Below are 15,134 nucleotides of genomic sequence, written 5' to 3'. Positions count from 1 at the left end.
GCTACCTTTGCACGGACTACGAAAAATTTCGTAACGAAAAAATACGTAATATGGAAAATCCTTTTAAATTCGGCACTATCGTAGAAGAAGAGTACTTCACAGATAGAGTTCAAGAAGTGGCCTACATTGAACAGTTTATACAAAGTGCAAACCATTTGGTACTGATTAGTCCACGTCGTTTTGGAAAAAGCAGCGTAGTGGCTAAAGCTGTAAAACAAAGTGGTCGTAAAAATATTACTGTAAACTTACAACAGGCTACCTCCGTCTCTGATTTGTCTGCAAAACTACTAAAAGAATTTTTCAAGGTACACCCTCTGGAACGTGTAAGACATCTGATTACTCATTTCCGTGTGATACCCACGATATCAACAAATCCTCTGACTGGGTCTATGGATGTTTCATTTCAACCAGGCGTAGACGGAATAGTGTTGATAGAAGATGTGCTGACTTTAATTGAGAAAGCGCATTCAGAACAAGATCGTATGATTGTGGTACTTGACGAGTTTCAGGAAATTCGTGACTTGGCTCCAAAACTTGATAAGCAACTGCGTTCTATCATGCAAAAGCAGAAAAATATCAACTATATCTTACTTGGAAGTCAGGAAAGCATGATGACGGATATCTTTGAGGATAAGAAATCGCCATTCTATCATTTTGGAGAACTGATGCGTTTAGGCAAGCTACCTCATGAGGATTTTCATCAATACTTGTCGGAGCGTTTGGCAAAATGTTTTGTAGAGACCCACGAAGAATTATCGGATAGGATTCTAGACTACACAGATTGTCATCCATATTATTCCCAGCAGCTAGCTGCCAACGTGTGGCAGATAGGAATGCTTCAGCCTGCTACTTCAGACCCTGTACAAAAAGCCATAGATTATATTGTAACAACTCATGGTCTAGATTATGAGCGTCTATGGATGAATTTTAATAGGACAAATAAATGGATACTCCAACGTTTGGTATCTAATAAGCCTTTGCAGTCAGGTGAGTATCGTACCAGTACTATTTATAGTGCATTAAAACGTCTACAGAAGGATGGTTATGTCATCTATTCTAACCATTACGAAATGGAAGATCCGTTCTTTAAAGAATGGATCTTGACTAATAATAAGTAAAACTATGAAGGAGTATGCCAATATTATTCCGTCCTGACGGAATCAGAGTCCGCTCCCTACGGACTGGGAGTCCGCTGGGGACGGAATTATTTCTCTAACTAGGCAGTAAAAATTCCCTAGTTAGGGAATAATTTTTTCCCAGTTAGGGAATGAAAAATCTATGGTTAAGCAGTAGAGAAACGTCGAGTTGCTGATAGAGAAACGACGAGTTGCTCATCAAGACTCCACCTTTTAGTATTAAATCTGTGAAATGCACGATTAATGCTAGGTTTGCGCTGGGTGGGGTGTTATGCCAACACTCCCCCTAACACCCCACCCAACACTAACCCCAACACTCCACCCTCTGAAAAAGCCGCAATTTTTTTTGTTTTTTTCGAGCATTTAATATGCAAAAAAATCGCGTTTTTTGACAGGGAAATCTTGCAAACCGCATATTTTTTTTGTACCTTTGCACTTGCAAAAACTGATAGGCATGATGCTGTGAGAAACACTTACCAGCCAACCATTGCCAGAACCTTTATATTTATATTAACCATGAGTAAAGAACTTACCATTCACGGTGAGGCTCTGGGAGCTTCACAGCTGGGAACCCTTGCCGCAGAGCAGTTCCTGAAAGACAATTACCTGTTCCGTTTCAACGAGTTGAGCGGAAAGGTGGAGTATGTAACCCTTCCTGCCAGCGAGAAGCCTGAATGGCGCGTGCTGACGCAGAAGGCACTTAACAGTATTATCATCCACGCTAAGCGCGAGGAAATCAGCGAGAAAGGGAGTCCCAAGACCGACATCGTAGAACTGTTGCAGTCGGACGAGGTGGAGGTATTCAATCCTATTCAGCATTACCTGAGGAACCTGCCTAAATGGGACGGACAGAACCATGTAGCCAAGCTTTTCGGGCGACTGCCAGGCGTCAGCTCAGAGCAGATGGAGTTCCTGTTTGTATGGCTTCGTTCTGCTGTGGCCCACTGGCTTCAGATGGACACCCTTCATGGCAATGAGTGTGTGCCAACGCTGATTGGCAGTCAGGGATGCGGCAAGACCACCTTCGTGGCCCGATTGCTGCCTCCTGAGTTGCGCATGTATTTCCTGGACCATCTGAACCTGTCGAATAAGTTTGATAAGGAGATGGCGCTGACCAACAACCTGATAGTCAACCTTGACGAGCTGGATGCCATCCGTCCCAGTCAGCAGGCAGCCCTGAAGCAGACGCTGTCAAAGAGTAAGGTGAACGGACGTCCTATCTATGGCGCCTCGCAGGATGACCGTCCCCGCTATGCCTCGTTCGTGGCAACTACAAACAATCCTCATCCCCTGTCGGATGTCACAGGCAGTCGCCGATATATCTGCGTCACCATTCCAGACGGACAGTATATCAATAATGATGGCGATATAGACTATGAGCAGCTTTATGCGCAGGTGATGTATGAACTCCTGGAACTGAAATCGCCTTTCTGGTTTAATAATGATCAGGTGGCACGTATCCAGCAGCTGAACCTCAACTACATGGAGCAGAAGGATATCGCGGAAGTCCTGGAGGCCTGTATCCGCAAGCCCAAGGAGGGTGAGCAGGGTGTCCGCATGAAGAGCGGCGAGATAGTGAGCCTGATTCGTCAGGAGTATCCCACGATCAAGGCAGACCACAGCACGAAGATTCATCTGGGTATGGCCTTGAAGGAACTGGGCTTTGAAGGCAAGACGCATGGTGGACAAACCTATTATAAAGTCGTCCCCCTCAAGGCTGCCTGAACGCTATGAGGGTTTAGTGTTAGGGGGAGTGTTGGGTGTAGTGTCGGGGTTAGTGTTAGCACAACACTAACCCCTTCGTTTTCCCTTTGTACAAAGGCTTTTCCGGAGATTGGGTGGGGTGTAAGGCCAAAATCGAATAGTATCATCGAAAAAGTCATCCAGAAAATAGTCTCAGTAATATTTGTATGACAAAAAGATTTTACCTATCTTTGCAGCACGTGGCAGCGCAAGTATATTCCTTGGCGGGTCATTAACAAAACAGTTATAAATTATATTGTCTTAGATTATTGTTAGATGTTTTTATTGAACTTGTTGTTTTATCATGCGCATTTGCTTGGTAGAAAGCGAAGTACACTATGGGATGATACCTGGCTTGGGGCATTTTACGTAGTTAGTGGTATAATTGGAATATGGTTGCTCTTAGCAATATATTTCATAGAAACTCATTGGGGGTATTATATTCAAGGAGCTTGTAGACCTTTGTTATACATTGTTTCCCCTTTGTTAATTCTTGTGTTTCTTGCCTTCTATTACAAATGTTCCGAAAAGCGTATATTAGAACTGTGGTGGAAAAGGACGTTGAAATATAGTATTCTTCAGATACCTTCGTATGCAGTTCTTTTCTTATACTGGTTAGTGCCAATTCTTTTGTTAGTTTGGATAAAACAGGCATGTATATAATACAACAACTAGACTGTTTACTCATTGTTTAGTTTCTGTTTAATTGTTTTCTTTCTGAAAATTTGGAGACAAAGAAATTAGGAATTATCTTTGCAGCGTGATTATCAATTAAAAGCCAAAGTAATATGGAACGCCTAAGAACGCTCTCACTTGCAACCATCCTGTTATGTTCCGTGCTGCATTTGTTGGTCGACGGATTATGCGTATGCTGTCTTTACCTGATAGCATCATCATTTTCTGCGTTGCATCTTGTAGGCATCTTTCTTACCTATAATATATTGGCGTTTCTGACACAGCCGTTGACGGGATTGTGGGCAGACTGCATGAAACGCCGTCACTGGATGCTGTTGGCATCTGTCCTATTGCTGACGGTGGCAGTCTTAGCAACATCGATTGTCGTCAGCTTCAGGTTGTCAACTGTGGGTATGATGGTGGTGCCCATATTACTGGGAATGGGAAACTCGCTGTTTCATGTGTGGGGAGGCAAACAAGTGGCCGTTACGGCGGGTAATGATATGCGTGCCCTTGGTGCTTTTGTCTCAACGGGAGCTTTTGGCTTGGCCCTTGGCATTGTTTTCTTCTCGTGGCCTTTACTCTATACAGTTTTGCTTACTATCTGTGTGTTGTCAACGGCTTACGTGCACCTGGACCTCAAAGCGGGCATCTCTGCCATCAATAGTCAGGAGGCGGAATGTCGATTCAGTAAGCTGTTCATATGGATGTCGTTGTTGGTTCTGATGCTTGTGGTCATGCTGCGCTCTTTTGTGGGAGAGACGTTCAGTGGTGAGATGTCGAGGACCGGCAGTATGGTACTTCTGATAGGATTGCTCTCGATGTTGGGAAAGATGGCTGGCGGATGGCTGGCGCATCATCTGGGCATCGTCAGGATGTTGGCATTGGTCATCGTCTTAGTGCTGGTCTGCTTGGTGTTCAGGAGTCAGGAGATGGTGATAGCTCTTGTTGGCTTGTTCGCTGTCAACTGTACGATGCCCGTCACCCTTTATCTGGCCAATGTGGTGCTGCCTAAGCGCGAAGGACTGGCCTTCGGATTGCTGGCTGCTGCACTTATTCCAGGATATTTATTAGCTTTCATTTAGCCTATGATGATACTTCCGATGCTATTACTTGCCCTCGTGCCAACGATTATGATAGAATTCGTGGTCCTGTTGCTCTTACGCGAACGTCGTAGGCTGGTGCTGGGCTCGTCTGTTGTCATCAACATTCTCACAAATATTCCCTTGAATCTTTACGTCGTTTTTGTTGATAGCAGCGTGATGACGATTGTTATGGGTGAATTGCTGGTGGTTGCTGTAGAAGCATTATGGTACTATCTTTTCATTCGTATCTTGTCGCGCGCATTCATCTATAGTTTCCTGTGTAATGCCATCAGTTTCCTGACAGGACTATTGGTGCAACTCCTTATGGCGTATTATCAACTTATTAGCATATAAACCCTTTAAAACTATTGTATTATGACATTATTAGACATTATCATTGACCCAAATGACTCCCTGTTCCGCTCACATTCAGAAACTCCAGTTCCTGCACCCGAACCTGAAGTCCCTTACTCTGTAATTCCTACTGAAACAATGGATACCATTACTGTGACATCTGATGTGATTTCAGGTAAACAGCAGTTGGCAGACATTGCTCCCGATCCTACGGAGACTGTGGGAATGGTAAGTGATAATCTTCTTCTGACAATCATCGTTGTTTTGGTTGCCTTGTGTTTGTGTTTCTACTTCGTTTGGAAATATCGTAAGAATAATGCTTAAAGAATTTTCGCTGGCATGCGTGTGCTGCCTTCTCTTATCGTCATGTGCTATTATAAGAGGTTATAGGGCCGATGGAAAAGCGGGACCGGATATCTATAGCTTTGAGCATCATGTACACGATACCATAGCAAACGGAACATCGACATTTTCTTTTCCTTATGCCAGACAACAGGCAGAATGGATAGATACCCTGCACTTCTTTCATCAGGGGAGGCGCTATAAGAACGTGACGCTATGGGAGGCCCTGATGGGTAAGACAGACACGCAGGGTGTTCTCATCATCCATGACGACAGCATCGTCTATGAGCATTATGAGGGCGACATCACCATCGACAGGTTGGGCACGGTCTTCTCTGTGTCGAAGTCTATCACGTCGCTGATGTGCGGCATTGCTGTGTACGAGGGCTACATCAAGAGTGTGGACGATGTGGTGACTGACTATCTGCCTGAACTCAAGAAGAAAGACCCTATGTGGCAGAAACTCACCATCCGACACCTGTTGGACATGCGGAGCGGACTGGACTTCGACGATACCTATTCGCTTCAGTTGAAGGGCCTGAAACGTCTTAATGCGATGGCGAAACTGAACTACGGCCATAACCTGATGAAACAGATCCGCGGTCTGAAGTTCAGATGTGAGCCTGGTAAGGAACATCGCTATGAGAGTATGACGGCCGAGATTCTTGGGGTTGTCATAGAGCGGGCTACAGGCATGCGCTATGTGGACTATCTCAGCACGAGGGTGTGGCAGCCTTTACAGATGGAGTCGCCTGCCGTCGTCAATATCGACAGTCGTAAGCACGGGGTGGCTCATGCCTTTGGCGGCATCTCAACCTCGATGAGGGATCTGGCCAAGATAGGTCGTCTTTATATGAATGGCGGCGTATGGAACGGTAAGCGCATCGTAGGTGAGGACTGGATACGGCAGACCACGGATTACTCGGAGGATAACGACGGCTATCACTTCAACTGGTATAACCTGAGCAATATAGGGGCCGACAAGGCGCAGTATCCTGGCTATTATGCCCACGGCATTCGCGGACAGGTGCTTTACGTGAATCCCTATAAGCGTCTTATCATGGTGAGAATGGGTAAGCAGGACAATACGTTTGCCTCTATACCTTATGTTTTTGAACAACTGAGCAATAGTGGCTTCTAGCGACCTTCCAGGGCTCTGATCTGTGCGGGGGTCATCTGACCTGAGTCGATGAACTTCTGCATGATGTCCTGGAGGGCACGCTCTGTCTCAGGGGTGATGACGTAGTCCCATGTCAGGGCCTCTTCTATGCTGACGCGCACGCCGCCTTTATTATGGCTGTTGTCCAGACAGTAGAGGGTGACATCGGGATGCTCTTTCTGCAGATAGGCAATACGTCCCTGAAAACGGGGATAGCAATAGACATAATAATAGTAGCTCATGGCGCGATTGGACCTGATAAGGCGGTTGATCATGTTGGTGAAGCCTGTCACGGGGTCGTTGTGCACAAATACGATGCTGGCTTTGAAACCACGGTCCCGAACCATCTTCAGGCGTGTCTCAAACGATGGGATGCTGATGAAGGCACCATCGTAGACCAATCCGGCGCTGTTGACTAGTTCCTTCAGGCCAGGATTGTTTCTCAAGGCAGTGGACTTGCCTGCTGCTGTGGAGCCCATCATGAAGAAGATGGTCTTGTTGCCTTCTGTCTCGGCACGGGTCAGGAGTTTTATCAGCACTAAGCTGTCTATCTGTCGGCTTGCCATGATGTAATCGGTAACATTGAGTCCATTGTAGCCAATCGTTTTCAACTCCTCGCGTACATTGTCGGGGTCAAGAATCTTACCGCTTTTCATCAGATAGGAATTGGTCAGCGAATCGAGATGCTCGGCTACCCATTGGTAAGCGGCATCGCCAGTGAGAACCAACTTGGCGGAGTCGACTTTCTCGTTGATGGTGCTTTTCTGGTCTGCTGCCGATACAACTGTCTGACAGAGCATCAGCGGTACTAAAAAGATGATTCTAAAAAGAGATGACATAGTGATAGTCTTTTTCGTTAGGTTAGTCTTGTTCATCGTTATTTTCTGTGCAAATATACTATTTTTTTTATTCACGAAGCCTTTAAATGGGGAAAAATTTTATTTTTTCGCTATTTTTCTGTAACTTTGCCGTAACTTTTTATCAAGTGAATCGTCTTAATATTTAGAGAGGATGAAAGAAATCAGTTTTCGCACCGACGTGTTGCCGCTGAAGAATGAACTCTTCCGCATGGCTCTTCGTATCACTCTCAACAGAGACGATGCTGAGGACGTGGTGCAGGAAACAATGATGAAAGTCTGGAACCGCCGTGAGCAGTGGGCACAGATAGAGTCGATGGAGGCCTTCTGTATGACGATATGCCGCAACGTGGCACTGGACCACCAAAAAAGGATGGAGAACCAGAACGTGTCGCTGGAAGATGAAGACAGCGTGAGCACACATCCCTCTAACGTCAGAACACCTGAAGAGCAGGTTATGCAGCGCGACAGAGTGGAGCGCGTAAGGGGTCTGATGAACCGGTTGCCTGAGAAACAGCGCACCTGCATGCAGTTGCGAGATGTCGAAGGAAAGTCGTATAAGGAGATTGCCGCCGTGATGAATATCACTGAGCAACAGGTGAAGGTGAACATCTTCAGGGCGCGACAAACAATTAAACAAGAATTTTTGAAACAAGAACAATATGGATTATAAGTACATCGAACAGTTAATGGACCGCTACTTCGAGGCCGAGACGACCTTGAAGGAGGAGCAGATTCTGAAGGCTTTCTTCGAGCAGAGCGAGGAGGAGTTGCCAGAGAACCTGCGTGCCTATCGCGAGCTCTTCACTTCGTTCGAACAGGACGAGATGCTGGGCGATGACTTCGACGAGCGAATGTTGCAGATGATTGAAGAGAAGCCTCAGGTGAAGGCGCGCACCATCTCGCTGTCAGAGCGCTTCCGTCCGCTGATGCGTGCTGCCGCCGTAGTGGCTATCCTCATCACGCTGACTACGGCGCTGAACCAGTCGTTTAAAGAGGATAAGGTATGGACCGACCAGTCGGACTATGCGCTGAAATATGAAGCCACGGGCAATGAGCCGGCTATGGCATATGACCATAGTTCTGACTCGTTGGTGAGCGACTCGCTCTACAAGCCCACTGGCTATCTGGAGTGATACATTTCTATGCTTTCTCTATATTAAAACATTCATTTTTAGGATTAAAACGTTGCTTTCTGGAAGTTGAGAAAACTTCGAAAGATAATAAAAAAGCCACCCGCGAAGGATGGCTTTTTTTGATGCTGTTATCTGATGTCTTGCTTTTAGTGCTTCTTCATCCACAGGTTCAACTGGTAGATGGCCGGGATGAAGATGAGCAGCGAGAATCCTACGGCCATCAGGGCGCGCGACTGGGAACCGAAAATGTCTGTGATGCGCACCTCGGGATCCTGGTAGATGCGTGCCAGCAGATAGGCTACCGTATTATTGGCCCAATGGTAGATGATGCCTGGGATGATGCTGCCTGTGCGCTCGTACATCCAGCCAAGGAGCAGACCGATGAGGAAGGGATGGATAAACTGGGCTGGATTCATGTGGGCCAGGGCAAAGAGTAGGGCAGAGAGGGTTATCATGAGCCAGCGGCGCTCGGGCTTCCATTCCAGGAGTGTTCGAAGCGCAGCACCACGGAACACCATCTCCTCGGCGACAGGGGCCAGCAGACAGATAACGGCATAGCCACCAGGGGTGTTCATCATCTGGAGCATCGTCTGGGCTGTCTGTTCTATGTATTGCTTGATGCTATCTGACCATTCAGGCATCTGTTCCTGAAAGTATACGGAGGGGATAATGGCACCCAGGGAGGCGATGAAGCACCAGAAGAGGGTCATCCAGGGGCGCGACTGGATAAAGGTTCTTTTCAGTGGGGTCCATTTCAGCCAGGCAAAGAGTGCGATGGTAATCACGGAGAAACTGCCCATGGCGATAAGGAAACCGATACCGTCAAGTTGAGGTGTATCGCCCTTGATGGCCATCTCTGCACCCAGTACTATCAGTTGTACTACAGTCTGTATAGCCAGGAATGCAACGATATAGGCAATGGCGGTCAGGGGTTTTTTAAGTTCAAGATTCATAATTTACGATTAAAAATGATAGTTTGAAAGTATTTGTTCTGCTTGTTCTTTGTCTTTCTGGATCTGGAGGGCCAGGGCATCGGCAGAGGGAAATTGCTGTTCGCTACGCAGACGGGCGATGAAATGGATGTTCAGGCGATGGCCATAGATATTGCCGATAGGTTCCAGGAGGTTGGTCTCGAGGGTACGGTTGGTACCATTGAATGTGGGGCGTGTGCCGATATTCATGATGCCCTGCTTGCGTATCTCGTCGTCAATATCAACCATCACGGCATAGACGCCATCCATGGGGATGAGCTTGTCGTCATCGGGTTGCAGATTAGCCGTGGGGAACCCTATGGTGCGTCCTATCTGTTCGCCGTGGACTACCAGTCCACCGAGGCTGTAGGGACGTCCCAGACAATAGTTGGCTTCCTCTACATTGCCTTCTTTCAGCAGTTGGCGCACGCGCGAAGAACTCACATTCTGCTTCCCCATAGCCAGTGCGTCGCCACACAGCACTTCGATGCCGAGTTCGCGTCCGTAGCACTGGTAGTCCTCGAAACCTTCTGCACGGTCATGACCAAAACGGTTGTCGTAGCCTGTGAGCAGCACCCGCACGCCCATGCGCTCATACATCAGTTGCATGAAGTCGCGGGCAGAGAAAGCGGCCATCTGCCGGTTGAAGCGCAGCACCACGACGGTGTCGATACCTGTGGTCTTCAGCAGGCGCAGTTTCTCGTGGAGGTCCGTCAGCAGTTCTGGTTTCCATCCTCCTTGTACCACCTGGCGCGGATGACTCTCAAAGGTGATGGCCATAGACCGCATACCACGTTCTGCAGCCTCTTTTCGCAGTTGCGCCATCAGGAACTGATGTCCTTGGTGCACACCGTCAAAGAAGCCGATGGTGGCAACGTATGTGTCATCATTGAGTGTCTGGTCAGGGAAGAATATTGTTTTCATTGTTTGCAAAGGTAGTGCAAACCGAGCGAAAAACCAAAGAAAAGATGCCGTTTTACGTCTTTTTACACAAATAATTTGGATATTTCACGAATAACTCGTACCTTTGCAGCCGCAAAAGAAGATTTTGCTCGGACTTGTAGCTCAGTTGGTTAGAGCAACAGACTCATAATCTGGAGGTCCCAGGTTCAAGCCCTGGCTGGTCCACAAAGAAGCCTCAGTACATTGCTGAGGCTTTTTTGTGTCTTATTCCTTCTTATTCGTAGATAAGTGTGGTGATATGTTCTGGGTCGAAGATTTCGCGAGCTACTTGTTGCAGGTCTTGCGATGTGAGACTATCAATATGTTGCATGATGTCGCTGAGGTCGCGCTCCTTACCCTGATGCAGGAAGTTTTTGGCGAAGTCGAGTGCAAACTGTTCGCGGCTGTCGCTGGCAATGGCAAGCTGACCTTGCAACTGCTGTTTGGCCTTTAGGAGTTGTGAGGTACTAAGCGGATTCTTGATGAGGCGGTCCAGTTCGCGACGTACCAGGCGACAGCAGCGTTTCACGTCGTGTGGGTCGCATCCGAAATAGGTGCACCAACAGCCGGTGTCACCATAGCATACCATACTGCTCTCTACACTATATACCAGTCCGTTGCGTTCTCTGAGTGACAGGTTGAGGCGTGAGTTGAGGCCTGGACCTCCAATGATATTATTCAGCAGATAGAGTGCCCAACGGCGTTGGTCGTCTGCGGCATAAGCACGAGAGCCTATGATGACATGAGCCTGGTGGGTGCCGCGATGGCGGATAAGGAGTCTTTCCGGCTGATTTTCCGGTTTCTCTAATATCTCAAGATTTTCTGATCTTTCTGAAATATGCGTATTATCTTTGCAACTAGCGCGCAGCCAGGTTGCGAGGCGCTTAAAGTTCACATTGCCGCTGGCAAAGAATACACAGTTATCTGGACGATAATAGCGGGCTGTGAAACGACGAGCATCCTCGCTAGTATATTGGCGTACCTGTTCGCTGGTGCCAAGGATATTATGACCTAAGGGGTGACCTTCGAACAGGATGTTCTCTATCTCGTCGAAGATAAGTTCGGCTGGCGAATCCTCATAGCTTTCTATCTCGTCGCATACCACCTCGCGCTCCTTCTCAACCTCGCTCTGTGGGTAGGTGCTGTGGAACACGATGTCGCAGAGCACGTTGACCGCCTTCATGAAATGACGTGCCTGGATGGCGCAATAGAACACCGTGTCCTCCTTGTTGGTGAAGGCGTTCAACTCGCCACCCAGTCCCTCGATGGCATTGATAATCTGTACGGCGCTGCGATGCTCCGTGCCCTTGAACGACAGGTGCTCGCAGAAGTGGGCCAGTCCCTCTTCGCCAGGCAGTTCGTGGCGTGTGCCTACCTTTACGGCTATGCCGCAATAGACCACCTGCGAGTCTGAAGGCAGGTGGATGATGCGCAAGCCGTTTTCCAGTGTAATCGTATTGTATCTTGTCATTTGCGATGCAAAGGTACGAAAAATAATTCATAGTTCATAGTTCGTAGTTCATAATTAATTCGTATCTTTGCAGCCAACAAAAAAACAAGAGACTATGAGAAAAGTAATAGGTATTGGCGAGACTGTTCTCGACATTATATTCAAGGACGACCAGCCCATGGCGGCTGTTCCTGGTGGCAGTACGTTTAACTGCCTGATTTCGTTGGGCCGTTGTGGCGTGAACGCATCGTTTATCAGCGAGACTGGTAACGACCGTGTGGGTCGCCGCATCATCAGCTTCCTCGAGGAGAACGGCGTGGATGCCAAGTCGGTGTCGGTGTATCCCGACTCGAAGTCGCCCCTGTCGCTGGCATTCCTCAACGAGCGCAACGATGCCGAGTATATCTTCTATAAGGATCATCCCAAGGACCGCCTGGACTTCAACTATCCTGAGGTCAATGAGAACGACGTGGTGGTCTTTGGATCGTATTATGCCGTGAACCCTGTGATTCGTCCGCAGGTGCATGGCTTCCTCGACTATGCCAAGTCGCACGGCGCCATCCTCTACTACGACGTGAACTTCCGTTCTTCGCATAAGGACGAGGTGATGAAACTGACGCCCAACATCCTCGAGAACCTGGAGTTGGCCGACATCCTTCGCGGCTCAACAGAAGACTTCGAGGTGATGTTTCGCAAGACCGATGCCGACGCCATCTATCGTTCGCAGGTGTCGTTCTATACCAAGAAGTTCATCTGCACCAACGGCTCAGAGCCCGTGGAGCTGCGTGCCGACAACGGTTTCAAGAAGCAGTATCCCATCCAGAAGAACGACAATGTGGTGAGTACCATTGGTGCTGGTGATAACTTTAATGCTGGCTTTATCTATGGTCTTGTGAAATATAATATCACCCGTGAGCAGATGACCAACGGGTTGACGGAGAAACAATGGGACAACGTGATAGCCTGCGCTATGCAGTTCTCTGCCAATGTGTGCAAGAGCTTGAACAACTATGTTGACGAGGATTTTGCACGGGCAATAGCAGAGCACCCTATCTCATAAGGTGCTTCTTGCCATTGCGTATGATAATGCCACGATAGTGGTTGCCCACCTTCTGGCCATTCAGGTTGTATATCTGCGAATTGTCGCGATGTGCAACCTGAATGCTTTCTATGGCATCTGTATTCATGTCGCTATCCTTGATGCTGACAGTGATATCGTCGATATGTCCTACCGTGGCTGGGTTAACGCCTTGTACGAGTATCTGGATCCGATATCCCTTAGGAATAATCGTGTTGTAGTTCAGAGTTGCGGTTGAATTCATGTCAATAATCTCCGTGTTCTTACCGTTACTGCTAGGTATGATAGTCCATGAACTTGTTTCATCAGCCTTGTATCTCGTGGTGACACGGGTCTGATAGTTCTCGCTCCATACCTTGAAAGAGAGGTTGTACAGGGGCTTGGACAGGGGCGAACTCTCGATGTAACCGTTACGGTTTACTTTTACGGCCTGCTGACCGTTTCCATAGATATCTGTAAGCCATTCCACAACCGCTTTGTTGAAGTTCCAATTACAGAATATACCTTCCACATTGGCAGCTTCGACTGTGTTCACATCTATCGTTTCAAAGTCTTCTGTCAGGTACTTGTATCTTTGTTCCTTACTTGCCTCGAAAGTAATTACGCCATCAGCCGACTCCGTGATATCGTATAGGTTGTATGGTGCTTCAGTCTTCTTTGACGATATAAGATTGGGAATGGTCATTGTGGTTAAATCGGGGTTGTTACCTTTTCCGGGGAAAGGAGTATATTCCGTGTTGATGTTTCTGCCAGGAGCGGCGTTGAGCAATTCGAAATGCATGTTACTTGGAGAAACATTCACTATATTGTTTTCCCAAGCGTATGAGTCGGCAAGATTGGCATGCCATACCAGCATGCCATGACCGGGCAGGAATTTGTCCCAGCGCTGTTGCTGACGGTTCTCTATGAAGTATAGTTCGTTCTCTGTACCTGATTGAAGAATCAGACATTCGTTAGATGAATTAAACGGATTTAGCGTATAGTTGCCTTCCGCATTAATCTCAAAAGGTGTGGCAAAGCCTAAGGCATAACGTTCAAAAGCGTTGTAGCCTACAGGATTCAGTCCGAAATTTGCATCTGTGCCACTGGCCATAAGATCCCATGAATCGGGGGTTAAGGCTTGACCATTTTCCTCATAATCCGTATCGTAATGGTCTGCCAGTCCGAGCACATGACTGAATTCATGACAGATAACACCGATACCAGCCAGGTACTGGTGTGACTCAGAATAAATTTCATGGTCCATAAGTTCTACGCTGCAGGCATAACGTCCAAAATATTTGCCATCGTAGCGCATACCAAACCAGCGTGCACTCTGCGATAAATCATTGGCATGAGGCCAGAGATAGTTTTCGTTATTGCCCTGCATATAACTGCCATAGCCAGCAAAAATGAAATAGCACATGTCTATATAACCATTATTGTCGGTATCGTATTCTGAGAAGTTTACCTCATTGTCTACTCCTGTCAGCACCTTCTTTAGAACTTTAGCCATCGTTTGCGGACTTGCATTATAGCCGTCTATTTCTGTAGATTTCATGTCTATCTGTATAGGCCCCACAACATTGAAGGTTGGGTCGAAGATACCAAAAGAGTTCTCATAGAAATAGTCGCGTGCACTACCTTCGACATCTACTGGGTAATATTCATGTGATGTGTCTCGATAGTTCTTCTCACTGGTAAGTTTCTGGTAGAAAGTCTTTGGATTGTCTGTGATGAATTTCCTATCAGAGAATTCAACAAGAATAATCAGTCCCTTGAACTTACTATAGTTGAAAGGTGCCCATATAGTACCTGCTCTGTTTTTACGTTCGCCTCCCAACAGAGAGGCATAATCCCTTTGCATCTGCAAGGCATGTGTTTTCATCTCTTTCTGATAATCGGTCATATTTGGAGCTATCATTTTCTTGTGATTAGCCAGAAAGGATAACTGTGTCTCGTCACGTTCAGCGATGTTTCTTGCTATTATATTTACGGCTTTCAGTTGACCGTTAACACCTTTGTCGGCATAGTGGTAGAAACCATCATTGCCCTTCACTACAGTGTAACCGTCTGTAGTGGTTATGAAATGACGAAACTCATCACCATGCATTAGCAGGGTGATGGTGGAACCATCTGGTTGAGGCACATCTACTGGTTTTGAATAACCTGGGCATGCCATGAGTGATATCGTTCCAAATATAATTGTAAGTATTATCAGAGAGAT

14 protein-coding genes and 1 tRNA gene are annotated in these 15,134 nt (G+C 47.2%); 10 read left to right on the top strand and 5 right to left on the bottom strand.

From position 1 onward, the window contains the following. Window positions 1-50: 50 nt before the first annotated feature. From L6468_RS14135 to L6468_RS14110, 6 genes are all read left to right on the top strand, one after another. On the top strand, window positions 51-1,118 hold the full coding sequence (locus tag L6468_RS14135; RefSeq protein ID WP_237793693.1) for an AAA family ATPase: 1,068 nt from the start codon (window positions 51-53) through the stop codon (window positions 1,116-1,118). Window positions 1,119-1,652: 534 nt separating this feature from the next. Beyond that, a complete protein-coding gene (locus L6468_RS14130; protein WP_237793692.1) occupies window positions 1,653-2,861 on the top strand; it encodes a VapE domain-containing protein in 1,209 nt (402 codons plus the stop codon). Between the two features lie 806 nt (window positions 2,862-3,667). Further along, complete coding sequence (locus L6468_RS14125) at window positions 3,668-4,639, top strand: MFS transporter (protein ID WP_237793691.1); 972 nt, start codon at window positions 3,668-3,670, stop codon at window positions 4,637-4,639. Window positions 4,640-4,642: 3 nt separating this feature from the next. Beyond that, window positions 4,643-4,993 carry a hypothetical protein gene (locus tag L6468_RS14120; protein ID WP_237793690.1) on the top strand — a complete coding sequence of 117 codons (351 nt, stop codon included), beginning with the start codon at window positions 4,643-4,645 and terminating at the stop codon, window positions 4,991-4,993. A gap of 21 nt (window positions 4,994-5,014) precedes the next feature. Next, window positions 5,015-5,317 carry a hypothetical protein gene (locus L6468_RS14115; protein WP_237793689.1) on the top strand — a complete coding sequence of 101 codons (303 nt, stop codon included), beginning with the start codon at window positions 5,015-5,017 and terminating at the stop codon, window positions 5,315-5,317. Next, window positions 5,310-6,476: a serine hydrolase domain-containing protein gene (locus L6468_RS14110; protein ID WP_237793688.1), complete on the top strand. Its 1,167-nt coding sequence runs from the start codon at window positions 5,310-5,312 to the stop codon at window positions 6,474-6,476. Before L6468_RS14115 ends, L6468_RS14110 begins: the two co-directional genes overlap by 8 nt. On the opposite strand, the gene L6468_RS14105 is transcribed toward L6468_RS14110, so the two are convergent. After that, window positions 6,473-7,369 (bottom strand): hypothetical protein, encoded by an 897-nt coding sequence (locus L6468_RS14105; protein WP_237793687.1) that lies wholly within the window; start codon window positions 7,367-7,369, stop codon window positions 6,473-6,475. The genes L6468_RS14110 and L6468_RS14105 overlap by 4 nt on opposite strands. Before the next feature lie 136 nt (window positions 7,370-7,505). On the opposite strand from L6468_RS14105, the gene L6468_RS14100 reads away from it, so the two are divergent. Then, on the top strand, window positions 7,506-8,024 hold the full coding sequence (locus tag L6468_RS14100) for an RNA polymerase sigma factor (protein WP_091853224.1): 519 nt from the start codon (window positions 7,506-7,508) through the stop codon (window positions 8,022-8,024). Then, window positions 8,014-8,487, top strand: coding sequence for a hypothetical protein (locus L6468_RS14095; protein ID WP_091853226.1), 474 nt, complete (start codon window positions 8,014-8,016; stop codon window positions 8,485-8,487). The genes L6468_RS14100 and L6468_RS14095 overlap by 11 nt, the downstream gene beginning before the upstream one ends. Window positions 8,488-8,633: 146 nt before the next feature. Here the strand turns inward: L6468_RS14095 and L6468_RS14090 are convergent, their stop codons facing one another. Next, window positions 8,634-9,440 (bottom strand): CPBP family intramembrane glutamic endopeptidase, encoded by an 807-nt coding sequence (locus L6468_RS14090; protein WP_237793686.1) that lies wholly within the window; start codon window positions 9,438-9,440, stop codon window positions 8,634-8,636. Between the two features lie 9 nt (window positions 9,441-9,449). Next, on the bottom strand, window positions 9,450-10,382 hold the full coding sequence (locus L6468_RS14085) for a bifunctional riboflavin kinase/FAD synthetase (RefSeq protein WP_237793685.1): 933 nt from the start codon (window positions 10,380-10,382) through the stop codon (window positions 9,450-9,452). A 130-nt stretch (window positions 10,383-10,512) separates the two neighbouring features. Here L6468_RS14085 and L6468_RS14080 point away from each other — a divergent pair. Beyond that, window positions 10,513-10,586: transfer RNA gene (locus L6468_RS14080), tRNA-Ile, on the top strand. 49 nt (window positions 10,587-10,635) lie between these two features. Here L6468_RS14080 and L6468_RS14075 read toward each other — a convergent pair. Continuing rightward, window positions 10,636-11,871, bottom strand: a complete 1,236-nt coding sequence (locus L6468_RS14075) for a M16 family metallopeptidase (RefSeq protein WP_237793684.1) — start codon at window positions 11,869-11,871, stop codon at window positions 10,636-10,638. Between the two features lie 94 nt (window positions 11,872-11,965). On the opposite strand from L6468_RS14075, the gene L6468_RS14070 reads away from it, so the two are divergent. Beyond that, window positions 11,966-12,910 (top strand): carbohydrate kinase family protein, encoded by a 945-nt coding sequence (locus tag L6468_RS14070; protein WP_091853251.1) that lies wholly within the window; start codon window positions 11,966-11,968, stop codon window positions 12,908-12,910. Here the strand turns inward: L6468_RS14070 and L6468_RS14065 are convergent. After that, window positions 12,900-15,089: a M6 family metalloprotease domain-containing protein gene (locus L6468_RS14065; RefSeq protein WP_237793683.1), complete on the bottom strand. Its 2,190-nt coding sequence runs from the start codon at window positions 15,087-15,089 to the stop codon at window positions 12,900-12,902. The two genes, L6468_RS14070 and L6468_RS14065, sit on opposite strands and share 11 nt — an antisense overlap. Between the last annotated feature and the right edge of the window lie 45 nt (window positions 15,090-15,134).

This window comes from Prevotella communis, assembly GCF_022024115.1.
In the GTDB taxonomy this organism is placed as follows: domain Bacteria; phylum Bacteroidota; class Bacteroidia; order Bacteroidales; family Bacteroidaceae; genus Prevotella; species Prevotella communis.
The sequence above is the reverse complement of the archived record's forward strand: the minus strand, read 5'-3'. Positions and strand labels throughout refer to the sequence as shown.